A 17,069-nucleotide genomic window follows, 5' to 3' on the forward strand; every position below is an offset into this window, starting at 1 on the left:
TGGTATGTCTTTTTTGTATTTTTTGGAGGGGAGTAAAAGAAAACTGTGAATACACACATGAAATTTTCCAAACAGAATTTTAATATTCATGGGGTTAAGTTTTTTGATGGTCTATTTAACATCACCAAGCTTGAAAATGAACGAAAAGAGTTATCATCTTCAGCTTTAGCTACCTATATCATGCTTCACTTTGAATGTAATGATATTGGAATGCTACCACGTGAATTTCAAATTATGGATCTTGCTAAGAAAAGTGGGATTCCCTACACAACAATTTATACAGGATTTCAAGTTTGCTTGGATCGTAAGTTCGTAAAAGAGACACCTTTTTCTAGAGTAGTAATATCAGTATGTTCAAGTTTTATAGATTTTTTGCACCAGAACCAGATATAGCTCTAGTTCCTGTTGGTTTGCTATGAATAAGTGATGTTATGTAAGAAAGGTGGTACAAGTTAATAGATGGCAATAGGTAAGATGCCCCTAACGGATTGATGCAAGGGTTAATCTTATCTATTGTCATCTACATTCAAATATAAAGTATTAGAAATGATGGTTATAGCTAACTGGTATATCCATTCTAGGGAAACCGCCCATACCCATTCCAGGGAAACCGCCCATACCCATTCCAGGGAAACCTATAATACGGTGAGAATCGAATGTCATGTTGTCACCTACTTTTTATAAATATTTCATATTCTTTTACATGATATGCTTAAAGAAAATAAAGGAGCTTATTCTCCTTTATAATTAGGCAGACTAACTACTGATAACGGTGATTATGTGAACGAATATTCTCTTCAGAAGATTTGAAGTAACTCTTCTATGCTTCTAGATAGATTGACTTCCGCTAAGTGGTGTTATGTTAAATGTAATTATATAGAAAATATGTATTATACATCATACATTGATGTACTTTATTTTAATTTTTTTACAAAGTTTGTATACATTTTACGTTTTCAAACGTTAATTATATAGAAGGGAGAGTCAGATGAATCATGGTACATTTGTTTGGGCTGAGAATGCTTTCATTTGAACAAATTTTCCTTTTTCATACTGATCACACACCTTTTTCTAGAGTAGTAATATCAGTATGTCCAAGTTTTATAGGTTTTTTGCACCAGAACCCACAACTTTTATTTTTAAATAAAAATCCACACTTAACTAGACTCATATACGCACACCATCCTTTCTAGACGAGCATAAGATGTACTAACGAACGAAAGGGGGTAATATTATGGGTTTTGGTTTTGGTGGAGGTTTTGGTGGAGGTTGTGATTTCGATAGATGTCATCATCGAAGAGAAGATCATCGAAGAGAAGATCATCGAAGAGAAGATCATCGAAAAGAAGAGCATCGAAGAGAAGAGCATAATCCTGAGTTACGACAATTTTTAAGAACATTAACTCCTGGTACTTGTATTGTTATTCAATTTGATTCTCAACGACCTACAAGTGCAACATTTCAAGGTTTTCAAGGAAACAACGTAATTATTCTATCTGACTTTGATTGTTTCCCGGGATTAGCACGTATTGCGATTAACAAAATTAACGTAGTCTCTATAAACTCACCTGATTGTGATCGTTTCTGTTGCAAACGTCGTAGACATTGCAGAGAATGTGATGAGCATAAACATGAACGCGAACATGATCGTAGAGATGATTTTTAAAAATTAATTAATAGAAAAATCTTTCCTTTAATTTATAAGCCAATTTGCAAGAAAAACACCTATTAAAAAATAGGTGTTTTTCTTTTCTAAATTTTACTTAACTTATATGAAAGAAATTAATGGATTGGTTAGATTTCCTTCCTCTATCAAATGTCCAATTAACTAATTTATAAAAAAAAAATTATTAATTTCAGCAATTGTACAAGCCATTTTTTATTACTTACATAGATTAACAATGAGATGATAATCATCTTACCATACCCCAAAACCCTAAATTACCCGTTCGGAAACTATCTTTAAAAGATAGAAAAAAGGGCAGTTTTTTAACTGTCCTTTTTTTATTATTTGCAAATATATATATTAAAAATCAAATACATCTTACTAATAAATACATATATTATATAGAGCTCCAACACACTACTAAAAAACACTCCACTAACAAAAAAAGGCCTTATTTTCTATCTGTCAAGAATTTAATTTCCTTTTATATTTATAAACAGATATAATTCTTTCCTTATAATCGATACTACGCTTTTTATTCCACGTTTCCATGACCATGAAAATCCCTCTCATCTTCAAAGAACTTTTGCAACATGAGAGTTAGGACTCAGCAATTCAACATGCGGCATCACCATAATTCCTTTTTAACATTGATGTAAAAACAAGTATGAAGAGCACGTTTTAAAAAAAGATTGATTAAAACTTACTCTTTAAAACATTTGCTCCTAGTCAATTATATTTCAATTGCGAATACAAAAACACAGACGTTAAAAATCTAACAATTCGTGAGTGGGATTGCCCTTCTTGTGGCGCACATCACGATAGAGATCGAAATGCAGCAATCCGTCTTCTAACCGTAGGAACTACGGGGATAGCCTAATCAATTAGAAAGCGTTAGGTTTCCGCACTTAGGAATCCCCTGTAGATTTAAAACAAAGTCGCACCGTTTTGAAAAAAGTGTAACCATTTATAAAAAAGATTAACCGAAATAATCTAATCAACATTAATGTTTAACAAATCGTATTACTTAAAAATCTTTCGCAAAATTTTAATTTTGTTCCTATACGGTGGAAATACAAACCCTAAATCTATCCTTGAGCTTTTCTTTAAAATGCTTTTACGATGTGTAAAAGCATCAAAACTATGTTTCCCATGATAGGCGCCGAATCCTGCATTTCCTACTCCACCAAAAGGTAAGTGGAGATTAGCCATATGCGACATTGTATCGTTGACGCATCCTCCTCCAAAAGAAATTCGTCCTAATACCTGCTTTTCAACATTTTTATTTTCAGTAAACACATACAAAGCTAACGGTTTGGGATGGTTGTTAACCGTATGAATGACTTCATCTAAATCATTGTAATCCATAATTGGTAAAATCGGTCCGAAAATTTCTTCTTTCATAGCTGCATCATCCCATGATTTTACTTCAAGAAGTGTTGGTTCAATATATAAATGGCTTCTAGATGAATTTCCACCAAATACTATATAATTTTTGTCTTGCTCTAATATAGAAATAAGTCTATCGAATTGTCTCTCATTAACAATTCGACCGTAATCATTGCTTTTTAATACATCCGATCCATAAAAGTTTGTAATGATTTCTTTCATTTTCGAAATCAGTTTTACCTTGACAGATTTGTGTACAATAACATAATCAGGTGCAATACAGGATTGCCCAGCATTTATGAATTTTCCCCAGATAATGCGCTTGGCTGCTATATCGAGGTTAGCAGTTTCATCGACAATAGCTGGTCCTTTTCCACCAAGTTCTAATGTTACTGGTACAAGATTTTTCGCCGCAGCTTCCATGACAATTTTTCCAACTTGAACGCTACCAGTAAAAAAGATATGGTCAAATGGTGCATGAATCAATAAAGAAGTTGTTTCCCTGCCTCCTTCAATTACACGAATGTATTGCTTATCAAACGTTTCACTTATTATTTTGTTAATTACAGCTGAAACATTTGGTGCATTTTCTGAAGGCTTGAGAACTACACAATTTCCTGCCGCAATTGCCCCAATGAGAGGTTCAATTAATGATTGGAATGGATAATTAAAAGGTCCAATAATTAGCACGGTACCATATGGCTCCTTTATTATGTAGCTTTTGGATGGGGCAAAATGAATAGGTGTTTTTACTTTTTGAGGTTTCATCCATTGTTTTAGGTATTTCATTATAAAATTGATACTGTTAAATGCGAAACCAACTTCTGCAGCGTATGCTTCAAACTCGCTTTTGTGTAAATCTTGATATAATGCGCTTAGCACTTGATTTTCATATTTTTGAATGGAATTTTTTAACTTTTCTAACTGTTCAAGCCGGAATTGAAGACCTCTTGTATGATCATGATGAAAAAATTGTCTATGTTCTTGAATAAGTTGTTGTATGTTATCAACCATTAGGAAATCCCTCCAATAGCAAGAAAATATTTACATACCATGTCCATCAATTGTAGAGGGTATTTAATCCACATATCCTATTTATTAATGCATCCGTTTGTTGATAAAAGCTACTGTTAAACTAAGGGTGATAATCTTAGAAAATAATTTTAGACTGAAAGGGTGTTTTCTGTGTAGCATAAAATCTTTAAAAATTTCTTCAGTAGATCTGAAGGGATTTTTTGCTTACATAAGTGGGATTATTGGACTATTAATTATTACTAATTATCAGCTTTTGATGAATTAGAATTGTTTTCTAAAGAATTGCAACGATGTATGTCACCTGATGTTTTAGAGCAATTAGCTAGAAATACAGGATTTGTGAAACGAAAAAATAAATACCGTGCACAAGACTTAGTGGCCCTATGTATTTGGTTAAGTCAAAACATAGTTCATACTTCATTGACACAATTATGTAGTTGATTAGAAGCTAACACAGGTATTTCTATGAGCCCAGAAGGACTCAATCAATGCGTTAATTCTCAGGCTGTTCAGTTTTTATAACAACTTTTAGCACATTTACTTCACCAACAATTTTATTCTTCTACTGTGTACAAAATGCGCCAATTACTCCTCAACAAAAAGAAGCGAGAACTAAGTGAATATAAAGCAATCTAAATCATTAAGGATTACTATTTATATTTCAATCTCTACAACAAAATGCCCAAGAACTATTAAAAATCTTCCTTCGTTTGTTCAATCTCTTGCATAAAAACGGGCGAAAGTCTCATCGCTATGAGAAGAAAACAGTCTTTGATATATTTGTAGCCTTGGAATAAAGTTTGATTAAATTAACTTAATAAACCCTGATAAGTATGCGTATAAAGCTTATAAGTCTGGTGCGAGTAGAAAACAAATCTTAATAGCTGGAACCTTAGGTATGGTTGGTGGAGGTAGAGTTAAAGCTGCCAAGGCCGTAGTTAAAAATGCAGGAAGAGCAGGCGGAAGTACCAAATTAAGACAATTAGCAACTGATCAAAAAGTTTCTAGATCTTTACGTGGGTGGATTAAACAAGAGATTAATGGGATGAAGCGTAAAAAGAAAAAACATCTTCGGAATCCACCAGGATACCAATTAGCCCATCGAAGAGGAGAAGAATCAAGGAAAGAAAATTATATCTTATTATAAAAATAACAGGATATTAAATGATTAAAAAAGAACTTAAATTCTTGACAGATAGAAAATAAGTTCTTTTTTTGTTAGTGGAGTGTTTTTTAGTAGTGTGTTGGAGCACTATATAATGTATGTATTTATTAGTAAGGGGTGTTTAATTTTTAAAATAGATATTTACAAATAAGAAAAAAGGACAGTTGAAAAACTGTCCTTTTTTCTGTTTTTTAAAGATAGTTACCGAACAGGTAATTTAGGGTTTTGGAGTATAGTAAGATGATTATCATCTCATTGTTAATCTATGTAAGTAATAAAAAATGGCTTGTACAATTGTTGAAATTAGTAATTTTTTTTTATAAATTAGTTAATTGGATGTTTGATAGAGGAAAAAAGTCTAATCAATTAATTTACTTTTTTCATAAAATATGGTGTAAATAAATTTTTAGGAAAAAGGGGTTATGTTAAATGTCTTTTGAACGTAGATGTGAATGTGATGAGTGTAATAGAAACCGAAGAAGAAGAAGAAGAGAATGTGAGGAGGTAAGAGAAGTGGGTAATTTTGAAAGACGAAGAAGATTAGATGGTATACGAGAAGGCGACAAAATTAATGTTTTTTCCGGTGGAGATCAGATTGATGGAACAGGGGTCTTTATTCGTGTAGAGGATGGATTTCTTATTTGGGTTGATGCTGGTGCGAACATTAACGTGACAAGCCTAGATGTTATTAGTGTCCGACGAGTACGTTAATAGTATTTTAAATAATGTGAATGTGATGAACGTAATAGAAACCGAAGAAGAAGAAGAGAATGTGAGGAGGTGAGAAAAATGGGTAATTTTGAAGGACGGAGAAGATTAGATGGTATACGAGAAGGCGACAGAATTAATGTTTTTTCCGGTGGAGATCAGATTGATGGAACAGGGGTCTTTATTCGTGTAGAGGATGGATTTCTTATTTGGGTTGATGCTGGTGCGAACATTAATGTGACAAGTCTAGATGTTATTAGTGTCCGACGAGTAGTTTAATAGTATTTTAAATAATGTGAATGTGATGAACGTAATAGAAAAAACCGAAGAAGAAGAAGAGAATGTGAGGAGGTGAGAGAAGTGGGTAATTTTGAAGGACGAAGAAGATTAGATGGTTTACGAGAAGGCGACAGAATTAATGTTTTTTCCGCTGGAGATCAGATCAATGGAACAGGGGTCTTTATTCGTGTAGAGGATGGATTTCTTATTTGGGTTGATGCTGGTGCGAATATTAATGTGACAAGTCTAGATGTTATTAGTGTCCGACGAGTAGTTTAATAGTATTTTAAATAAATACCAGTAAAAGATAAGAGGAGAGGGCTCTTATCTTATTTTTTTAAGGATTATTGTATTAATTATTTTGGGATTGATTATGTTATGTAGATTAAATTAAGTATTTAAATGCTTAAAAAAGAAGGAATTTATATAAAAATAAATTCCTTTAATAAGATAATAGAAAGGTAGGGTACATTATATGTGTAGATTTTTAATTAGGTTTGTACATTTGTACATTTGGACATTTAAATGTACGTAGGTAACTTTATGGGTTGGTGGTATAGGATCTATTAATCCTTAATTATAGAATATGAATGATTTGGTAATTGGCTTGTATATTTTTAATAAATTTATTGTTGTTAATATTTTATGTAGAAGGTGACAAGAAATACTGTGTAGTTTTATTTCTTGGCATGGGTATTTATTTGGGTCTTTTGGATGCCGACTTTACAATAGTATATGTCTGCTATATGAAATGGTTTGTTATTCATGTTCAGTTGGGTAAAATTTAGAAAAGAAAAACACCTATTTTTTAATAGGTGTTTTTCTTGCAAATTGGCTTATAAATTAAAGGAAAGATTTTTCTATTAATTAATTTTTAAAAATCATCTCTACGATCATGTTCGCGTTCATGTTTATGCTCATCACATTCTCTGCAATGTCTACGACGTTTGCAACAGAAACGATCACAATCAGGTGAATTTATAGAGACTACGTTAATTTTTCTAATCGCAATACGTGCTAATCCTGGGAAACAATCAAAGTCAGATAGAATAATTACGTCGTTTCCTTGGAAGCCTTGAAATGTTGCACTTGTAGGTGGTTGAGAATCAAATTGAATAACAATGCAAGTGCCGGGAGTTAATGTTCTTAAAAATTGTCGTAACTCAGGATTATGCTCTTCTCTTCGATGCTCTTCTTTTCGATGATCTTCTCTTCGATGATGACATCTATCGAAATCACAACCTCCACCAAAACCAAAACCCATAATATTACCCCCTTTCGTTCGTTAGTACATCTTATGCTCGTCTAGAAAGGATGGTGTGCGTATATGAGTCTAGTTAAGTGTGGATTTTTTATTTAAAGATAAAGTTGTCTAATATAGCATCTTTTTTTCTTTGTTTATTTCAATATATTCCAGTGTGACTTGTGGTGTACTATGTAACCCTTGTATTTTTCTATTCCACACAGTATGGTAAGTAGTTCAAGCAAACCAAAACCCTAGTTTCCTAGGGGAATGGGTATAATAGCTCGATTTATTTGAGCCTTTATATGATAAGACGTAATCATTATTGTTACAATCTGTAATGTTACCAATTAAAGAGCAGTTAGTAAAAGCTAACTGCTCGGCCTCAAGGAGAGGGTCATAGAGTAAGTACTCACAAAAATGGATTCAAGCTATCGTGGCTTATCTAAAGTAAGGACAGGATTTGGAATTTTATTCAGAAGTGAAAAGGATGAATAATTTTAGGCTGTTCCAACTTGGCTTTGGTCTGCAACATCAGAATCGAATGTGTTTGTTGCACTAACACAGCTAAAGGTATTGGCAATAAAAGCAACATTTGATGCACCTGAACCATTATAAGCTTTTGTATTTTCTTTTGGAGAAACGTTATAAAAATCACCTAAGTTGAAAGAACCGTTACTATTTTGTACAACCAGATTTCCAATAACAGATGGCATTACTTTCACCTACTTTTTTAGGAAGTATTTAAATTGACATATGGTTTATGAGTCTAGATGTTCAACTGGATTTGAAAAATTAAAAATGAAGGTTGTTTGAAAGCCTAATAAAATAATCCTTTTAGAAGAAAGTGAGGTTATTAGTCTTAATGATTAAATTCACAATACTAACTGAACCTGTCGCACATGGCAGACCAAGAGCAACAACTATAAATGAAAAAGTTCATATGTATAATCCAAAGAAATCTAGGGACTTCAAACGATAGGTTAGCGCAGTCGCAGTGAGATTCGCTCCTGAAAGTTTACACAATAAATGTATTTAAAACCTATTTTAGTTATAACGAGAATTGATAATCATACAATGATACAGAAAGGCTTTTCTAACATGTAGTTACCCCTTACATCCCGAAAGGACACCTAATTAAGGTGTCCTTTTTGTTTTTCACCTTCCGGGAAGAATAAGCATATATTAAAATGTAGGACGAGTTCAACCATTTCTATTCTATTTTGATACACAGTTAAAACTCCTTATCAAAAAAAGAGCACCCACTGCCATGGGTGCTCTTTTTTTATTAAATTTATTGTTGTTAATATTTTATGTAGAAGGTGCCAAGAAATACTTTGTAGTTTTATTTCTTGGCATGGGTATTTATTTGGGTCATTTGGATGCCGACCTTACAATAGTATATGTCCGATATATAAAATGGTTTGTTATTTATGTTCAGTTAGGTGTTTTTCTTGCAAGTTGGCTTATAAATTAAAGGAAAGATTTTTCTATTAATTAATTTTTAAAAATCATCTCTACGATCATGTTCGCGTTCATGTTTATGCTCATGCTCATCACATTCTCTGCAATGTCTGCGACGTTTGCAACAGAAACGATCACAATCAGGTGAATTTATAGAGATTACGTTAATTCTATTAACCGCAATACGTGCTAATCCTGGGAAACAATCAAAGTCAGATAAAATAATGACGTTGTTTCCTTGAAAACCTTGGAATGTTGCACTTGTAGGCGGTTGACGATCATATTGAATAACAATACAAGTACCAGGAGTTAATGTTCTTAAGAATTGTAATAATTCTGGATTATTATTCTCATGTCTATGATTTTCTTCTTTTCTGTGATGATCTCTCCGATCATCACATCTGTCGAAATCACAACCTCCACCAAAACCCATAATATTACCCCCTTTCGTTCGTTAGTACATTTTATGCTCGTCTAGAAAGGATGGTGTGCGTATATGAGTCTAGTTAAGTGTGGATTTTTTATTTAATTATGAAATTTGTTTAATAAGGATCTTTTTATGTATTATCCCTTAAACATTATATCCTAATAAAATGTTACTGAAAAAATTTGCCAACTTGTCTATTTCAATTCTTATGCTCGAACATATTCTATTTTGATAACTAATAATAAGTTAATTTAATAGAATTACATTGTTAGGTGTCAAAATTAGAAGTAAAGGAAGATGATAGAGAATGGATAATAATGAAATTCTAACTCTGTTGCAAGCATTTCAATTGGTTGGGGCGAGAGTTGTATTATTTTTACCATCATTCCACGTAGAAGGCTTTATTACACAAATTGGAACAGATTTCGTTACTCTTCGTAAAGGCGTTGAAGTAGAAAGTAATGCAAATGGTGGGGCTCTTGAAAATCCAAACCAAATTAGTGTTATGATTAGTAGCATTTTAGCGGTAAGTGATGATCGAGGAGCATAATAAATTAAAAAATGTACTGGGTATTATAAATACCCAGTACATTTTTGTATAATGTGTTTACTATATAATACATACTTATTATAGGAGGGGTATAGGTGTGTCAGTTTTGTTTTAATTCTGATAATGGTAAACGTAAATTTAGATTGTTTGATATAAATCCGATTCCTCTTATCGCTCCATTTAAATCAGGAAGGAATTATGATACTTTATTAGAATCAGAAAAATCTTCTGATGTTTTATTAGAATCAGAAAAATCTTCTGATGCTTTATTAGAATCAGAAAAATCTTCTGATGTTTTATTAGAATCAGAAAAATCTTCTGATGCTTTATTAGAATCAGAAAAATCTTCTGATGCTTTATTAGAATCGGAAAAATCTTCTGATGTTTTATTAGAATCAAAAATGTCCTCTAACACCTCTTTAGAATTAAAGGGAGCTGCTTCTTCTCATTCAGTAGTGAATAGTTCTAGTAATAATTTTGCAGAATTAACAAATGAGATTAGAGAACTTTTATATGCCTATCAGTTGCTTCATTTACGTACTGTATTGTTTTTAGAAGGAATTCATATTAAAGGTTTTATAATGAATGTGAGTCGAAATTTAGTTACTGTTATTGGATCAAATATAGAAGTAGCAAGTAATTCAACTGGTAATATTATAGGTTTTCCGAACAAAATTAATGTTAGACTTGAGTCTATTCAAGCAATTGGTGATGTAGAATAGTTTTCTCGTTAAAATGTAAAAAACAATAGGGCAACGAATGATTTTTAATTATATTATATAGCAAAATTAAATCGAAAATGTATCAAGCATATAATAGCAGTGACATCGGGAAGTGTTAATCTGTACGTTAGAGCTCCCCCTTATATTTTGAGAAGGCGCCTGAATAAGGTGTCTTTTTGTTTACACCCTTTGAGAATGACAAGCATATACTGGAGTGTGGGGGAAGCCACTTTATATATAAGAGCATCCAACAATTGTGGATGCTCTTTTTATTTGCACATAAGGAATTGTTAAACATACTATATTGAAGGGGCTATTCTACCAACTCCTTTTCAGAGGGACATGTATTCCGAAATAGAGCTGTGCCATGTGAAAAGGAAAAGCATTGCTATTTATTTCATACTCATAATCTTTCAAGGGCACTTAAGGATTTTTGTTGAATATATCTTCCATAATCAGGAATAGCTACTCCATCAAAAATAAAGTTGGTTTGTACATAATTTGTTTGGAATTGTACAGCCTGTGTAAGTTAAATGTCTCTAGTGAACTCCCCCCCACTTACCGGTTATCACCGCTTGAAGTGGGGGATTCCGGATTCTACAAGCATTGCCTATCCCTTACGAGATCCGGTCTTACACGCTCTCCACAGGCGTAGATTATACTGTTCGGACAAGACCTTGCCCTACAGTTATATAGATGTTATGTACATTTAATAAGCTGGCTGATACGCAATTTGCGTTAAGCCGGCTTTTTCAATGTTAATCGCTGCATTGTGGATGGATTTTGGTAGGTGACGGTTACGTACCATATTTTTGATTTTTAGGTCTTCTATACAAATTACACCCTAGCTGTTGGTTAATCTGAAGCTTAGTTTGTGCAAGAAATCCTTACGTTGATTCGCTATCTTCGTATGAATTTGTTGTACTTTGGCTACTTGCTTGTACCAGTTCTTCGAACTTTTTTTCATTTTTGAATGTTTACGTTGCGCACGTTTTAATTTACGCTCTTCTTTGCGTAGGAACGTAGGATTTTGAATTTCTTCTCCATTAGATAGAATCGCAAATTTTTTGATGCCTACATCAAGACCAGTTATTTTATTTGCATCACAAATAGAACCTTGGTTTACGTGTTTTTCAACACAAAAAGTCGCAAACCAACGGTTCCCTTGATGCTTTATGACAACTTGTTTAACGCGGCCATCTAATTTACGGTGCCATTTGATATCAATGACCCCTAATTTCGAGATAAGAAGTTTACCGCCTTTTGTGAGAGAACACATACGACGGCTTGTACCAAACGAACCATCCTTCTTTTTATATTTGAACATACCAAATTGAGTAAGAGTAATAGAGCGATATTCTTTAAAACTTTTCCTTTTTGGATAGCCAGCATCCTTTTTAAAGAACTTTTTATAGGCTTTTTACAACCGCGCAAACACTTCCTGAAGAGGCTGCGAAGGAACCTCTTTTAAGAAATGATATATCTTTTTATCAAGTTTTTGCTGATCTTGTAATTCATACCGTGTTAAGTCTTTTTTGTTTTGTTTATAATATCGTTGTTTATCTAGCAAAGCGGAGTTATATTGCTGACGACAAATGGAAATCCATCTCTCTAATGTAAGTTGTTGTTCTTCTGTAGGATGGATTTCAAACCTGGAGTTCAATTTCATTATGCCGTCCCCTCCGAATGTTTATTCTAATAACTCTAATATAAACAAATTTTACGATACTTTACCACTCAGAAGTATTTTTGTTAGGTCGGGCCATTCATCTCCCACCTACGCTGCGCGTGGAGGAAGGAGAATTCTGGCTGAAGTTCGTTAAAATTCATCTATTAATATATTTAAAGCTTTTGACTTTATCCTTTCATATTCCATAGCTCCAGCAAGTTCGTCAGCAAGCATTGGCGATTTTCTGACGTATCTTTCACGAATTACATCATATAATTCGTAAGGAAATAGCATATCAATAAACATGATTTTCTTTTGCTCGGCTGTTAAAGGGGAAACTGACTCATATGCGTTAATCATAATTTGAAATTGGTTTTCGTCCCAAACACCAGTTGTATCTAGTAAAGGAATAATCATTTTACGCAAGTCTCGAATGGGGAGATCGAAAGAAACTGTATCTAAATCAATTACCCAAATTTGATTACTTGGATCTAGTAAGGAATTTCCTGTTCCATAATCTTGATGACATAAATTGGGGAATGTTTGTAATTCATCAGTCCATTTTGTATATTCAGATTCCAATAGTCTTTGGTGTGTATGTTTTGCTTCTAAAATGAAAGCATCAATTTCAGCTAAGTAAAATTGTGAAAATGGGTCATCCGGCATAGTTGTGGATAAAGTTTTCCAAATTTCCATCTGCTGAAATCTTTTAATGTAATGATTGGGCCAACGTCCCAGCTTTGTAAAGATAGGTATGCCTGGTGGCGGTTTGTAGCCAATAGAAGCTACATGAAAATCCGCTAGACCTTTCATAATCATTTCAAGATCTTCTTGCATTGTAAGCTCAAACGGTCTTCCTTCAATCCACTCATAAACAACAAATAAAAATGGACCGTGTTTTGTATATAACTGATTCAGTTTGCTTGGAATTATGCTTGGAACACGCATGCCTTTTTTGGCGAGATAATCTTGAGCATGAATGGAAAATAAGGCTTTTTTTTCAGGGCGATGAATTCTCTTCAAGCAAAATGGTCCATCTGTAGTATGAATTTTCCAGACTAAGGCCAGTTGTCCACCTTGTACTAATTCGATTGTAGTCGCATCAATATCCCAATGTTTAATCATTGTCTCTGCCAATACTACTAATTTTTGCTCCTCTTCGGGTGATAATGTATATACCGCATCTTCATTGTGATTCTCCAAATATGTCACCATCCTTTTATACTCTCTTATTACTGTATGGTATATGGCCATTTTTGTTCTAGCCATTTGCCTTTAAGAAGAAAAAGTAATGTTTACCAAATTTAATTATAAAGAATGAAAAATAATTGATAACTCACAAACATAAGGGTTTCTTCGTAATATATGAAGAGGATTGCATTTTTATGAAACAGGGGGGAGATTAAGTGAAAATTGCGATAATATCTACTGAAAAGCTACCTGTGCCAGCTGTACGAGGTGGAGCTATTCAAATTTATATAGATTCTGTTGCTTCCATTATTGCTTCAAATGGAAAAAATGTGACAGTTATTTCTATAACAGATCCTAATTTAAAACCAGAAGAAAAAAATGGTGGTGTAAGGTATATACGTTTTCCAGAAGAGGAATATCTGCCTTATATTATTAAACATTTGAAACAGGAAAAGTATGATGTGGTTCATTTATGTAATCGTCCCAATTGGATTACGACTTTACGTGAGGCGGCACCACAGACCAAATTTGTGTTAAGTGTGCATAATGAAATGTTTGCATATGAAAAGATAAGTGATAAAGAGGGCGAAGCATGTATTGCAGCTGTTTCCAAAATTGTAACAGTTAGTGATTATATAGGAAAAACAATAACCTCGCGCTTTCAAACCGCAAAACCTAAGACAAAAACAGTATATTCTGGTGTAGATGTAAATGAATATTATCCTTCATGGACTGTGAATGGTACAAAAGTTAAAAATCATGTACAAAAACTGTTAAATTTACAAAATAAAAAAGTGGTTTTGTTTGTTGGACGCTTGAGCAAAGTAAAAGGTCCTCATGTTTTGCTACAAGCTCTTCCTAAAATCATTGAGAAAAATCCAGACATTGTAATGGTTTTTATTGGTTCAAAATGGTTTGGAGATGACAATGTAAATAATTATGTAAAACATTTATATACCTTAGGCGCAATGTTTCCAGAAAATGTAGTCTTTATTAAGTTTGTTAAGCCGAAGGATATTTCAACACTTTACGCTATGTCAGATATTTTTGTCTGTTCTTCACAGTGGCAAGAGCCTCTTGCTAGGGTACATTACGAAGCAATGGCAGCGGGATTGCCAATTATTACAAGTAACCGAGGTGGTAACCCTGAGGTAATTGAAGAAGGGAAAAATGGATATATTGTCAGTGACTTTGAGAATCCTGATGCATATGCAGAAAAAATAATTAATCTATTGAATAGCGAAAATAACAGAAAACAGATGGGGAAATATGGACGTGCGAAAGTTGAAAAAGAATTTAGTTGGAACCGAGTTGCCATGGATCTAATGAAAGTGTATGGGGAAATTTTATAGAATTTAAGAGGGGGCTGATGAAAATTGGAAGAAACAACTGGATTAGAGAGCGAACATTTAAAAAAGGTACTTAGCTTTTATCCATTTGAAGTAAGTAATATCATTCTCCAGTCAAGCAGAAGTGGGAGAACGATTTGGGAAGTTGAAACAGAAGAAGGATTAAAAATATTAAAACAAGCACATATGCACCCAAAAAGGATGCTATTTATTGCTGGAGCCCATTTACATCTCCTTCAAAATGGATTACCGATTACAAAAATTCACCAAACAAAAAGAGGGGGATTTTGTATTGGATCTGATGAGTATGCGTATGTACTATATGATAAACATCAAGGGAAAGAAGTCATTTATTATAATAAAGAACAATTAGAGAAGGTACTAATATATGCAGGGAAATTTCATCAAGCATCGGAAGGGTATATTCCGATGCAGGAAAGTAAAATACGGAGTCGATTAGGAAAATGGCATAAATTATTCAGATGGAAATTACAAGAATTAGAAGGAAACAAAAGGATTGCACTCTCTTTTCCAAATGATTTGTTTTCAACTATGTTTTTAGAGTACGCCGATAAAATGTTAGCACGTGGTAAGAAAGCATTACAAGAAATAAATGAGCCATATTATGACCAATGGACAAAAGAAGTTATTGCATCTAAAAGTTTTTGTCAGCAGGATTTTACTTTGGCAAGATTTGCAGAAATAGATGATGCTATGTTTATGAAAGAGCTACATTCTATTACAAGTGATTTACCCGTGAGAGACCTACGTATTATTTTAAATAAAGTAATGAAAAAAATGTCAGTTTGGGATACTAATTTAGCAATTCATATGTTAAGTGCCTATAACTCGGAAAATTCCTTAACAGAAAAACAATTTCGTGTTCTTTGGACCGATTTATCGTTTCCTCACTTATTCTGTTCAATTGCACATAAATACTATTTAGGACAAAAGCGTTCTTGGTCTGATGAAAAGTATATTTGGGCATTGCAAAATATCATTGCACTTGAAGATTCTAAGGAAGAATTTTTACAAAATTTTTCTGATATTTACCACGAAATCAAGAGCAATAGTGGGGGGAAATAAAATGAAGCCAGAACTGGAAGAGATAGTGATTCCTATTTTAGATTTAGAGAAATTTGTGTTTTCTCCACCAGGACCAATGGGATGGGAATTGTCCGAGTATGAGCAACAAAAAAATGTTGTACTAAATGAATCTTCTGTACTAGAGAATTTAGTGATTATTAAAGAAATAGAATTAGTAGAGTTACCCAAAAATGGATTGATAGAGCTAGAAAAGCAAATCCCACCAAAAACTACAAAAATTGATGAAATAAATGATGAAGGGATTCAAAATGTAATAGAGCTAGAAGAGCAAAACCAGGAACAAAATGAGATCATTTTAACTGAAATAGAAGAGCGAAACCAGGAACAAGATGAGGTCGTTTTAACTGAAATAGAAAAGCCGAAAGTAAAAGTCAAAATTATTCCTCACGATCAACCATTAAAAAGTCCATGGCTAGCAGTAGAGTTACCCAAAAATGGATTGATAGTGCTAGAAAAGCAAATCCCGCCAAAAACTACAAAAATTGATGAAATAAATGATGAAGGGATTCAAAATGTAATAGAGCTAGAAAGGCGAAACCAGGAACAAAATGAGGTCATTTTAACTGAAATAGAAAAGCCGAAAGTAAAAGTCAAAATTATTCCTCACGATCAATCATCAAAAAGTCCATGGCTAGCGAAATTAGTAAAGAACGCTAAGGAAAACGAATAATGAAAATTCCGCAAATATATTAAGCTTTTCATATTCTTTCAACATAGTATATATAAATCTATATCGAAGGAGTTAGGTAAATGGCCGATGTGAAAAGAGCAAAAATAAAACTAGATGTTGAGAATGGTTTTAGTGTTAATTCGGATGAGGATATACAGGAAGTTCTAAAATCTCTAACTGAAATGATTCAATCTGGCACACATAATGGTGTAGAGGTTGAAATTCAATATCTTGATGAAACAGAAGTTATCTTTACAGCCGAAGAAGAAGAGGAAGACGAAGCCGAAGAAGACGAAGCCGAAGAAGAAGAAGAAGAAGACGAAGAAGAAGAGGACGAAGACGAAGAAGAAGAGGATGAAGACGAGGACGAAGACGAAGAAGAAGAGGACGAAGACGAAGAAGAAGACGAGGACGAAGACGAAGAAGAAGAAGAAG

At 33.2% G+C, this 17,069-nt stretch carries 14 protein-coding genes and 9 pseudogenes; 15 read left to right on the plus strand and 8 right to left on the minus strand.

Annotated elements, in window-relative coordinates; genetic code table 11:
- Positions 1–45: 45 nt before the first annotated feature.
- A pseudogene (locus tag MR109_RS28285) lies at positions 46–327 on the plus strand (hypothetical protein); the annotation flags it as partial.
- Between the two features lie 213 nt (positions 328–540).
- On the opposite strand, the gene MR109_RS30155 reads toward MR109_RS28285, so the two are convergent.
- Positions 541–663: a hypothetical protein gene (locus tag MR109_RS30155; RefSeq protein ID WP_257145228.1), complete on the minus strand. Its 123-nt coding sequence runs from the start codon at positions 661–663 to the stop codon at positions 541–543.
- A gap of 571 nt (positions 664–1,234) precedes the next feature.
- Between MR109_RS30155 and MR109_RS28290 the strand changes: the two genes are divergently transcribed.
- Both MR109_RS28290 and MR109_RS28295 read left to right on the plus strand, forming a co-directional pair.
- Entirely contained in the window at positions 1,235–1,666 is a 432-nt protein-coding gene (locus MR109_RS28290; RefSeq protein ID WP_242274705.1) for a hypothetical protein, read from the plus strand.
- Between the two features lie 703 nt (positions 1,667–2,369).
- Positions 2,370–2,546, plus strand: a pseudogene (locus tag MR109_RS28295) (zinc ribbon domain-containing protein); the annotation flags it as partial.
- Positions 2,547–2,689: 143 nt separating this feature from the next.
- Here MR109_RS28295 and MR109_RS28300 read toward each other — a convergent pair.
- Positions 2,690–4,069, minus strand: coding sequence for an aldehyde dehydrogenase (locus tag MR109_RS28300; RefSeq protein ID WP_242274706.1), 1,380 nt, complete (start codon positions 4,067–4,069; stop codon positions 2,690–2,692).
- A 315-nt stretch (positions 4,070–4,384) separates the two neighbouring features.
- Between MR109_RS28300 and MR109_RS30495 the strand changes: the two are divergent.
- The 6 genes and pseudogenes from MR109_RS30495 to MR109_RS28325 form a co-directional block, all read left to right on the plus strand.
- Positions 4,385–4,609, plus strand: a pseudogene (locus MR109_RS30495) (IS4 family transposase); the annotation flags it as partial.
- A gap of 3 nt (positions 4,610–4,612) precedes the next feature.
- Positions 4,613–4,887: pseudogene (locus tag MR109_RS30500) on the plus strand (IS4 family transposase); the annotation flags it as partial.
- 101 nt (positions 4,888–4,988) lie between these two features.
- Complete coding sequence (locus MR109_RS28310) at positions 4,989–5,237, plus strand: polymorphic toxin type 8 domain-containing protein (protein ID WP_242274707.1); 249 nt, start codon at positions 4,989–4,991, stop codon at positions 5,235–5,237.
- A gap of 447 nt (positions 5,238–5,684) precedes the next feature.
- Positions 5,685–5,966 (plus strand): hypothetical protein, encoded by a 282-nt coding sequence (locus MR109_RS28315; RefSeq protein WP_082147994.1) that lies wholly within the window; start codon positions 5,685–5,687, stop codon positions 5,964–5,966.
- A gap of 15 nt (positions 5,967–5,981) precedes the next feature.
- Positions 5,982–6,242: pseudogene (locus MR109_RS28320) on the plus strand (hypothetical protein); the annotation flags it as partial.
- Between the two features lie 15 nt (positions 6,243–6,257).
- Positions 6,258–6,521: pseudogene (locus MR109_RS28325) on the plus strand (hypothetical protein); the annotation flags it as partial.
- Between the two features lie 595 nt (positions 6,522–7,116).
- On the opposite strand, the gene MR109_RS28330 reads toward MR109_RS28325, so the two are convergent.
- From MR109_RS28330 to MR109_RS28340, 3 genes are all read right to left on the minus strand, one after another.
- Positions 7,117–7,506, minus strand: coding sequence for a hypothetical protein (locus MR109_RS28330; protein WP_242274708.1), 390 nt, complete (start codon positions 7,504–7,506; stop codon positions 7,117–7,119).
- Positions 7,507–7,985: 479 nt separating this feature from the next.
- Complete coding sequence (locus MR109_RS28335) at positions 7,986–8,201, minus strand: spore germination protein (RefSeq protein ID WP_242274709.1); 216 nt, start codon at positions 8,199–8,201, stop codon at positions 7,986–7,988.
- Between the two features lie 788 nt (positions 8,202–8,989).
- The gene (locus MR109_RS28340; RefSeq protein WP_242274710.1) at positions 8,990–9,382 is read right to left on the minus strand and encodes a hypothetical protein; all 393 of its coding nucleotides are present in this window, start codon (positions 9,380–9,382) and stop codon (positions 8,990–8,992) included.
- A 301-nt stretch (positions 9,383–9,683) separates the two neighbouring features.
- On the opposite strand from MR109_RS28340, the gene MR109_RS28345 reads away from it, so the two are divergent.
- Together MR109_RS28345 and MR109_RS28350 are read left to right on the plus strand one after the other, a co-directional pair.
- Complete coding sequence (locus MR109_RS28345; protein WP_025151166.1) at positions 9,684–9,926, plus strand: hypothetical protein; 243 nt, start codon at positions 9,684–9,686, stop codon at positions 9,924–9,926.
- Positions 9,927–10,276: 350 nt separating this feature from the next.
- Positions 10,277–10,648, plus strand: a pseudogene (locus MR109_RS28350) (hypothetical protein); the annotation flags it as partial.
- Between the two features lie 844 nt (positions 10,649–11,492).
- Here MR109_RS28350 and MR109_RS28355 read toward each other — a convergent pair.
- The 3 genes and pseudogenes from MR109_RS28355 to MR109_RS28365 form a co-directional block, all read right to left on the minus strand.
- Positions 11,493–12,056, minus strand: a pseudogene (locus MR109_RS28355) (RNA-guided endonuclease InsQ/TnpB family protein); the annotation flags it as partial.
- 12 nt (positions 12,057–12,068) lie between these two features.
- Positions 12,069–12,317 (minus strand): helix-turn-helix domain-containing protein, encoded by a 249-nt coding sequence (locus MR109_RS28360; protein WP_242274711.1) that lies wholly within the window; start codon positions 12,315–12,317, stop codon positions 12,069–12,071.
- Positions 12,318–12,467: 150 nt separating this feature from the next.
- The gene (locus MR109_RS28365) at positions 12,468–13,571 is read right to left on the minus strand and encodes a CotS family spore coat protein (protein ID WP_277931128.1); all 1,104 of its coding nucleotides are present in this window, start codon (positions 13,569–13,571) and stop codon (positions 12,468–12,470) included.
- A gap of 152 nt (positions 13,572–13,723) precedes the next feature.
- On the opposite strand from MR109_RS28365, the gene MR109_RS28370 reads away from it, so the two are divergent.
- The 4 genes and pseudogenes from MR109_RS28370 to MR109_RS28385 all read left to right on the plus strand — a co-directional run.
- On the plus strand, positions 13,724–14,860 hold the full coding sequence (locus MR109_RS28370) for a glycosyltransferase family 4 protein (protein ID WP_242274713.1): 1,137 nt from the start codon (positions 13,724–13,726) through the stop codon (positions 14,858–14,860).
- Between the two features lie 24 nt (positions 14,861–14,884).
- Positions 14,885–15,943: a spore coat putative kinase CotS gene (gene cotS / locus MR109_RS28375; RefSeq protein ID WP_048374826.1), complete on the plus strand. Its 1,059-nt coding sequence runs from the start codon at positions 14,885–14,887 to the stop codon at positions 15,941–15,943.
- Between the two features lies 1 nt (position 15,944).
- Positions 15,945–16,634 (plus strand): hypothetical protein, encoded by a 690-nt coding sequence (locus MR109_RS28380; RefSeq protein ID WP_098791279.1) that lies wholly within the window; start codon positions 15,945–15,947, stop codon positions 16,632–16,634.
- An 80-nt stretch (positions 16,635–16,714) separates the two neighbouring features.
- Positions 16,715–17,069: pseudogene (locus MR109_RS28385) on the plus strand (AAA family ATPase); the annotation flags it as partial.

It is taken from the genome of Bacillus cereus group sp. BfR-BA-01310 (genome assembly GCF_022664325.1).
Classification (GTDB): Bacteria; Bacillota; Bacilli; order Bacillales; family Bacillaceae_G; genus Bacillus_A; species Bacillus_A paramycoides.